The sequence below is a fragment of the Maritimibacter harenae genome (assembly GCF_009882975.1).
Classification (GTDB): domain Bacteria; phylum Pseudomonadota; class Alphaproteobacteria; order Rhodobacterales; family Rhodobacteraceae; genus Maritimibacter; species Maritimibacter harenae.
Window position 1 is genome coordinate 422,388 of the sequence record NZ_WTUX01000017.1, and the last position, 6,563, is coordinate 428,950.

Sequence of the window (6,563 nt, forward strand, 5' to 3'; positions counted from 1 at the left end):
AGAACATTTAGCGAACACACAGCTTTTTTTGTAGCCGCCAAATCAAGCGCATAAAGCCTGCCGGAAGCACAAGACTTTGCGCGCCGCTCTATGTCTCGGTGGCATCCGCACGATTCGCCAGACAGATAGTCCATATTTTTTGGACTTTTTCGTTGCATGAGTCCATTTTTTGTGTATTCCTTCTTCACCGAAAGGGGAGAAGCCGATGCAAACGCAAAGCCCAGAGCGCCTACTTATCGACGCCGACGACTGGTGCCGCGCGTGCGGCGGCCACGGCGGCACCCTCGAGGACAACGGCTACGGCCAGAGCAAATTCTCACCCTGCCACATTTGCCGGGGATCCGGCACCAGGACGGTGCGGGTCGCGAGCTACGAGCCGCCGGCGGGGTGCATGTGATGCTCCCCTTCCACGAGACCCTCCCTGTCGGTGCGCCGTTGCCTGTAGCGGCGCGCGACGGACTGACCGGCGGCGCGTATCTGACTCCGCCCGCCGGTCCTTTTTACAACCCCTCGGCCGATTTCCCCGCCGAGGCACCGCGCCCGGGCGCCACCGCTCACGGCATCCCAAGTATACCCGGGCGCGGCCATTTCTCCGGAGGCCATCATGAAGCTTGATCACGGCCCTTGGGCTTATCCCCCGCGTCGGCGTCCATCGACGGCGACCCGCATCCTTACCAGCGGAAAGTTGGTCCTCGCGATCATTCTCAGCCTGATCCTGGCACACGCAGCGACGACGACGATGGGTGAGGTCATCCACGTGCAGATCGGGGGCCTGCAATGAAGGAACGAGAGCCTCTACCCGCCGGCGTCCACGACATTCCGGGCGACCGTTACCACGCAGACCCATGCGAGAAGCCGTCGCTTTCGAGCACGCTCGCTAAGACACTGCTCGCGAAGTCGCCGCGTCACGCCTGGACCGAAAGCCCGAGGCTGAACCCGGATTGGGAGCCGACCGAGAAGAAGACATTCGACATCGGCCGTGCGGCCCACCGGGCAGTTCTCGGCAAGGGGGGAGACTACGTCGCGATCCCCGATCACCTGCTCGCCACCAACGGCGCGGCCAGCACCAAGGCCGCCAAGGAATTCATCGATGATGCCCGCGCGGCCGGCCTTGTTCCGTTGAAATCCGAAGAAGTCGAAGCGATCGAAACGATGCGCGACGTCGCAGCGCTACGCCTGGCTGAAAACAGGATCGATTTCGACCCGGATCGTTCGGAACTGTCCGCGCTGTCTGAGATCGATGGCGTTCATTGCCGCGCCATGCTGGATCACGTGCCGTTGGCAGCCAGCGATCCAATCTACGACTTCAAGACCTGCGAGAGCGCGGCACTCGACGCCTGCGAGCGCGCGATCCTGAACTACGGCTACGACGTGCAGGCCGAACATTACCGGCAGGTCTGGAAGGCCGCCACGGGCGAAGATCGGGTGTTCCGGTTTGTTTTTCAGGAGAAGACAGCGCCGTTCGAGATCTCGGTGGTCGAAGTCGGCCCGGACACCCTTAGCCTCGCCTGCAAGAAGATCGCCCGGGCCCGCGAGATTTGGCGCCTCTGCCTGCGCGAGGACCGGTGGCCTGGCTACCCGGCCGGCGTCCATCGCATCGAATTGCCGGAGTGGCATCACGCTCGCTGGCTGGAGCGTGAAAGCGTTGAGGCGGATTACCGCCGCCGCACAGGGAAAGACATCATCGAGTTTGCGATGCGCATGCAGGCGCCTGAAACCAAGGAAGGAGCCCTGACGTGAATATTCGCTTCATCCCAGTGACCGACATCCACGACCCGCTGACGCTGTCGATCGGCCTGTCTGGTGGCAGCGGGACTGGGAAGACCTACTCCGCGCTCCTGATCGCACGAGGCATCGCTGAAACCGTGACAGGACGCCTGGGCGCGCCCATCGGCTACGTCGACACCGAGAACCGCCGGGCGCTGCACTACAAGCAGGCGTTTCCGGAAATGATGCACTTCGACTTTCAGGCAGTCGACGATCGCGGCGATGTGGTTGGCTTCGGCCCGGAGCGCTGGATCGAGGTCATTGATGCGGCCGAAGACGCCAACTTGCCGGTCGTCATCCTCGATAGCTTCTCGCATGCTTGGGAAGGTGTGGGCGGGGTACTCGACCTTCATGCGACCACGCTTGAGCGCCTGACCGGCGGCAATAACCAACTAGCGGACAAACGCTCCCAGCTCGCTTGGGCTGAGGTAAAGCCGCGGTACCGCCGGCTGATTGACCGGATCGTACGGGCCAAGACGAACATCATCATCTGCACGCGAGCGAAGCCCGTGATGCAAGATTTCAAGACTGGGCAGAACGCGCGCAAAACCAAAACACGCCGCCCGGATGTGCCATGGGATCCCGCTGCCGACGGCGATCTCATGTTCGAAATGACGACGATGGTCATCCTTGACCCGGCCGCGCCCGGGTGCCCGGTTCACCAGATCAAGGTCGCCGACCAGTTTAAAGGCCTGCTCGATCCAAAGCGCCCACTTGGGATTGAGACCGGGCGCGCAATGGCGGAGTGGGCCCACGGCCAAGGAGACGCCCAGGCGCAGAAGGACATCCTCGACAAAGCTCGAAACGAGGCCCGGAAGGGCAAGAATGCGTTCACCGCATTCTGGAACAGCGACGAAGGCAAGCAACACCGCCCACTGCTGCGCAATGTCCTCGAGGAGTGCCAGCGTCTGGCAAGCGATGCCGACACGGCCGAAAAGCTCGACGACGATCCCTTCCAGGATGACACGCCAGAACCAGACGCCGAACAATTCTCGGCCCTGGCCGCAACGATCAAGCGGGAGCTAGCAAACGCGGACCCCGGGCGAGTTGGCGAAGTCATGGAGCTGTATGGGCCGCAGATCGAGCAGATGAAGACTGTGGCACCGCACTCGCACGCAGAACTCCACGCCGAGATCGAAAAAATCCACATGACCCACGAAGAGCGGGCATGATTTGGTACGTCGAAATCCGCTCGCCCCTCGGCAAATGGGTGCCACATCTGGTACATGGAGATCGACCGGAACGTGTTAGCCCAGATGGCAGGCGCAACTTTCGTCACGACCCTGTGCCCGTGATCGCAAGACTATCCCGTTACCCAGTGGAGGCGATCAGCGCGGTCGTCTCGCCCGCCGGCAGGCTCTACGGCCACGTAACACAAGAGCAGCTCGCGGAATTTCTCGAACACCCAACGAAGCAGTTAATGGTGGTGACCACATGAGCCGAAGCCCTCGCAAATCCCTGGCCAAGACGCCCGATGCCCAGATCGATGCGGCCCTCGGTGAAATGTCATGGTCGCATGTGAAGGAGCGGATCGCACAAATGGACCATTGCGCCACCGAGCGTGACAGCGCTTCAGGTACACTGATTGCCTCCCTGGTCGAGCGACTAGTCGACGTCCATGGGCGTCGCCCAAAGATCCCGCAAGGACAAATGAGCGTCACGGAAGCACGGAAGCGCTGGAATGAGTTGCGGCGCCAGGCGGCCGCCTCCGGCGACCCGAACATGCTCGATGCAGTGCAGAAGTTCGAAGGCGTTGCCGATCTCATGTTGAACCAGTGGGGAGGTCAGTGATGCGACACGATTTTTCAGAGGTGAAGATTAATGGCGTGTCCTTGGTTCGCGCTCATGTCTGGACCAGCAGCGGGTATTCCACACGCACCTTCCACAACGTGACAGAGGCAAAGCGCTGGGTGGCTGAAATAAGGGCCTTCACCCAGCCACAGGAGACGTGAGCGAAAGCCATGAACGATCTGACGCTGATATCGACCGAGGAACTGGCCCGCCGGGTCGGCTACGACGGCCCGACGAACGCGTTCAGGTCCTGGTGTGCGGCCATGCGCATCCAGCCGGTCCCTGGCCGGCGCGGCTACTACGACCCGAAGCTGGTCCGTCGCCGATTGGACGAAGCCCAGGGCCTTGTCAGCGAACCGATGGCTCCCGCATCATCCAACAACGACCTGATCGGGCAGCGGAGGGCGCGACGTGGCGAGGGTTAACTTATCCGGGATCCATCGTGTGCGGCGGAAGCTGGCCAACGGCACCTATCGCCAGCATCACTACGCATGGCGCGGTGGCCCGAAGTTCTGGGACAGCGAAAGCGGCATCAAGGAAAATTCCCCTGCGTACCTGGCGGCCCTGGCTGAGGTCGCCCAGACACCGAAAGCCAATGACTACATGACGCCGCAGCTCGTCGATGAGTTCCTTTCGAGCGCGGACTTCCGAACGAAGAAGCCGAGGACGCAGAGCGACTACCGCAGATGGGCGCTGCGCTTCGCGAAGGAATTTGCTGACGATCCGGCCCGCATCTTTGAAGACCCGAGGTCACGCGGCGAGGTCAACGCTTGGCGCGACGACTGGTCCCATTCGCCGAAGCAATACGACTACGCCGGGACGGTCGTGACGGTGATCCTGAACTGGGCGCGTGATGCGGGGAAGATCCGCGAACATCATTGCGACCGGTTGCGCAAGGTCTACAGCAGCGATCGCGCCGAGATCCTATGGACCCCGGCCGACATCGAGGCGTTCAATTCCAAGGCCCCGCGTTGGGTACGCCGCATTCTAGCGGCAGCCGTGGAAACAGGGCTACGCCCGGGCGACCTGATTGGGCTTAACCGAAGCCAGGTTGAAACAACGAAGGCCGGTCGGCGCCTCACTGTGCGCACCAACAAACGCGGCAGAATCGCCGCGATTCCAGTTACTCCCAGGCTCGCGTCGCTGATTGACGAGACCCCACGGGACCGACTGTTAATCCTGGCGAATTCCCAGGGGCGCCCATTGACCGAGGAACGTGCCTCAAAAGCGGTCACCGAATGGCGCCGCGCGGCTGGGCTATCCGACGACCTGCGCCTCTATGATGCTCGCGGTACGGCTGCCACAAGGCTCCTTCGCGCCGGCCTAACACTCAGCCAGATCGCCGCTCACATGGGGTGGTCTTTGGATCATGCGTCGAAGGTCATCGAAAAGTACGCCGCCGTTTCACCGGAAGAGTCGGACGCCGTCCTGAGCCTCTTAGCACATATGGATACTAGGGGCTGACTGCCGACCGTGCCTTCACACCCACCGACCGATAAATGCATGGCGCGACTAGATAAGAGTTTTTGTGAGTAGCCGCGCACCTTATTCACTCGAAAGCGTCTTTTCGAGGCTTATCCGACCCCAGCATTTAGCCATGCGAGCGCCTGCGTCTCGGTATCAAAGTCCTCGACTTCCTCTACCTTTTCTCGCTCGCCTCCGATCTCGACGTATTCTTCGCCCCTGTACTGGGCCAACTCTGTGCCATCTGCCTCGTAGCTGAGTTTCACCCAAACCTCGCGCGCGCCTTGTCTTTTTAGCAGTTCCCAATGAGCAGACGTCATTTTGTGCCTCTCGTTGATGTGGCCTCACGGCAATACCGATGGATATGTAAGTCGTGCTTCAATTTCTTTCCCATGTGCGCTCAGCGCCTGGCAACCAACGCTTTATCGAAGCAAAGAAGGCCGGACGACACGCCCGGCCCTCTTGTGTCGTGTCTCGGTATGATCAAGTGTCGAGTTCGAAGGTCACTTGCATGTTGACCTTGTACTCGGTCACTTTGCCGTCTTCGACATTCACGTTGTTTTCCTTGACCCAAGCGCCCCGAATATTGCGGAGCGTCTTGCTGGCGCGGTCGATGCCCTGTTTCACGGCATCGTCAAAGCTTTCGGTCGAAGTTGCGGAAATCTCTGTCACTGTTGCGACTGACATATGTTTGGCCTCCTTTCGCGGTTGCCTAATGTATCAACGTGCCCCCAACCGGCGTGGTTCCCCCATCCTTTCCGCCGCAACCCGTATTTTTTTTGGTCGAAACGAATTCGGTTGGTGCTCCACGTAGCTGCCTGGAGGCCGAAAGAAGTACTAATGCGCGATTGTGATCCGTGCTTCGGGCCGAGTGTGTTACCGTGAAGATGCCTGCGGCACCGACACAGAAGTGCCTCGGGGCCGCGCGGGCCAAGCCAAGGGAGAGACCTATGCTTATGCGTCCAATTCTTGCGGCCACATTCCTACTTCTTGCGAGCCCTGCTCTTGCCTTTGAGTGTCCGAACCTCATGGCAGAAGTTGAGGCCGCGCTGGCCGAAACCAGTCTTACCGATGATCAGAAAGCTGAGGTGGAGGCACTGCGCGCCGAAGGGGAAGAACTCCACACTGCTGGCGAGCACGCCGCCTCGATCGCCAAGCTTAACGAGGCAAAGGAAATCCTCGGCCTCTGATTTTTTTGGTAGAGGACGGGTCAAGTGGCGCCAAACCTGGCCGATCGAAAAAGGGGCCTCCCAACTGGAGGCCCCTTTCAGTGACAGGTTGCGCCGCGCTTAACGCGACAGAATGGACGTCAACCGCCGGGCGTCAGCTTGTGGATGGTGCCCGCGCCGTCCATGGCCGTGTAGAGGCTGCCGTCGGGGCCTTGAACAAGCGCGCGGAACCGGCCCGACTGCATCGGCAAGGTCATCTCGGTCACGTCGACCACCGACAGGTCATCGTCCAGCTCGATCACGTCGATGCGCTGACCCAACGGTGTCCCGCCGAAGCCGATGCCCATCAGCCCGACGACCATGTTGCCGTTC

At 60.9% G+C, this 6,563-nt stretch carries 10 protein-coding genes and 1 pseudogene; 8 read left to right on the forward strand and 3 right to left on the reverse strand.

What is annotated here, in order from left to right:
• Positions 1–205 precede the first annotated feature (205 nt).
• The 7 genes from GQE99_RS14585 to GQE99_RS14615 all read left to right on the forward strand — a co-directional run bounded on the left by GQE99_RS14585 (position 206) and on the right by GQE99_RS14615 (position 5,022).
• Positions 206–397 (forward strand): hypothetical protein, encoded by a 192-nt coding sequence (locus GQE99_RS14585; RefSeq protein WP_161352358.1) that lies wholly within the window; start codon positions 206–208, stop codon positions 395–397.
• A gap of 207 nt (positions 398–604) precedes the next feature.
• Positions 605–781, forward strand: a complete 177-nt coding sequence (locus GQE99_RS14590) for a hypothetical protein (protein ID WP_161352359.1) — start codon at positions 605–607, stop codon at positions 779–781.
• Positions 778–1,740, forward strand: a complete 963-nt coding sequence (locus tag GQE99_RS14595; protein ID WP_161352360.1) for a PD-(D/E)XK nuclease-like domain-containing protein — start codon at positions 778–780, stop codon at positions 1,738–1,740. Before GQE99_RS14590 ends, GQE99_RS14595 begins: the two co-directional genes overlap by 4 nt.
• Complete coding sequence (locus GQE99_RS14600; RefSeq protein ID WP_161352361.1) at positions 1,737–2,939, forward strand: AAA family ATPase; 1,203 nt, start codon at positions 1,737–1,739, stop codon at positions 2,937–2,939. Before GQE99_RS14595 ends, GQE99_RS14600 begins: the two co-directional genes overlap by 4 nt.
• A 262-nt stretch (positions 2,940–3,201) precedes the next feature.
• The gene (locus tag GQE99_RS14605; protein ID WP_161352362.1) at positions 3,202–3,558 is read left to right on the forward strand and encodes a hypothetical protein; all 357 of its coding nucleotides are present in this window, start codon (positions 3,202–3,204) and stop codon (positions 3,556–3,558) included.
• Positions 3,559–3,728: 170 nt separating this feature from the next.
• Positions 3,729–3,983, forward strand: coding sequence for a hypothetical protein (locus tag GQE99_RS14610; RefSeq protein WP_161352363.1), 255 nt, complete (start codon positions 3,729–3,731; stop codon positions 3,981–3,983).
• A 19-nt stretch (positions 3,984–4,002) separates the two neighbouring features.
• A complete protein-coding gene (locus tag GQE99_RS14615; protein ID WP_328794130.1) occupies positions 4,003–5,022 on the forward strand; it encodes a tyrosine-type recombinase/integrase in 1,020 nt (339 codons plus the stop codon).
• A 110-nt stretch (positions 5,023–5,132) separates the two neighbouring features.
• Here GQE99_RS14615 and GQE99_RS14620 read toward each other — a convergent pair whose 3' ends face one another.
• Both GQE99_RS14620 and GQE99_RS14625 read right to left on the reverse strand, forming a co-directional pair.
• Positions 5,133–5,288 (reverse strand): hypothetical protein, encoded by a 156-nt coding sequence (locus GQE99_RS14620; protein WP_161352364.1) that lies wholly within the window; start codon positions 5,286–5,288, stop codon positions 5,133–5,135.
• Between the two features lie 217 nt (positions 5,289–5,505).
• On the reverse strand, positions 5,506–5,709 hold the full coding sequence (locus GQE99_RS14625) for a dodecin family protein (RefSeq protein WP_161352365.1): 204 nt from the start codon (positions 5,707–5,709) through the stop codon (positions 5,506–5,508).
• Positions 5,710–6,050: 341 nt separating this feature from the next.
• On the opposite strand from GQE99_RS14625, the gene GQE99_RS14630 reads away from it, so the two are divergent.
• A complete protein-coding gene (locus tag GQE99_RS14630) occupies positions 6,051–6,212 on the forward strand; it encodes a hypothetical protein (protein WP_235917239.1) in 162 nt (53 codons plus the stop codon).
• Positions 6,213–6,331: 119 nt separating this feature from the next.
• On the opposite strand, the pseudogene GQE99_RS14635 reads toward GQE99_RS14630, so the two are convergent.
• A pseudogene (locus GQE99_RS14635) lies at positions 6,332–6,563 on the reverse strand (PQQ-dependent sugar dehydrogenase); the annotation flags it as partial.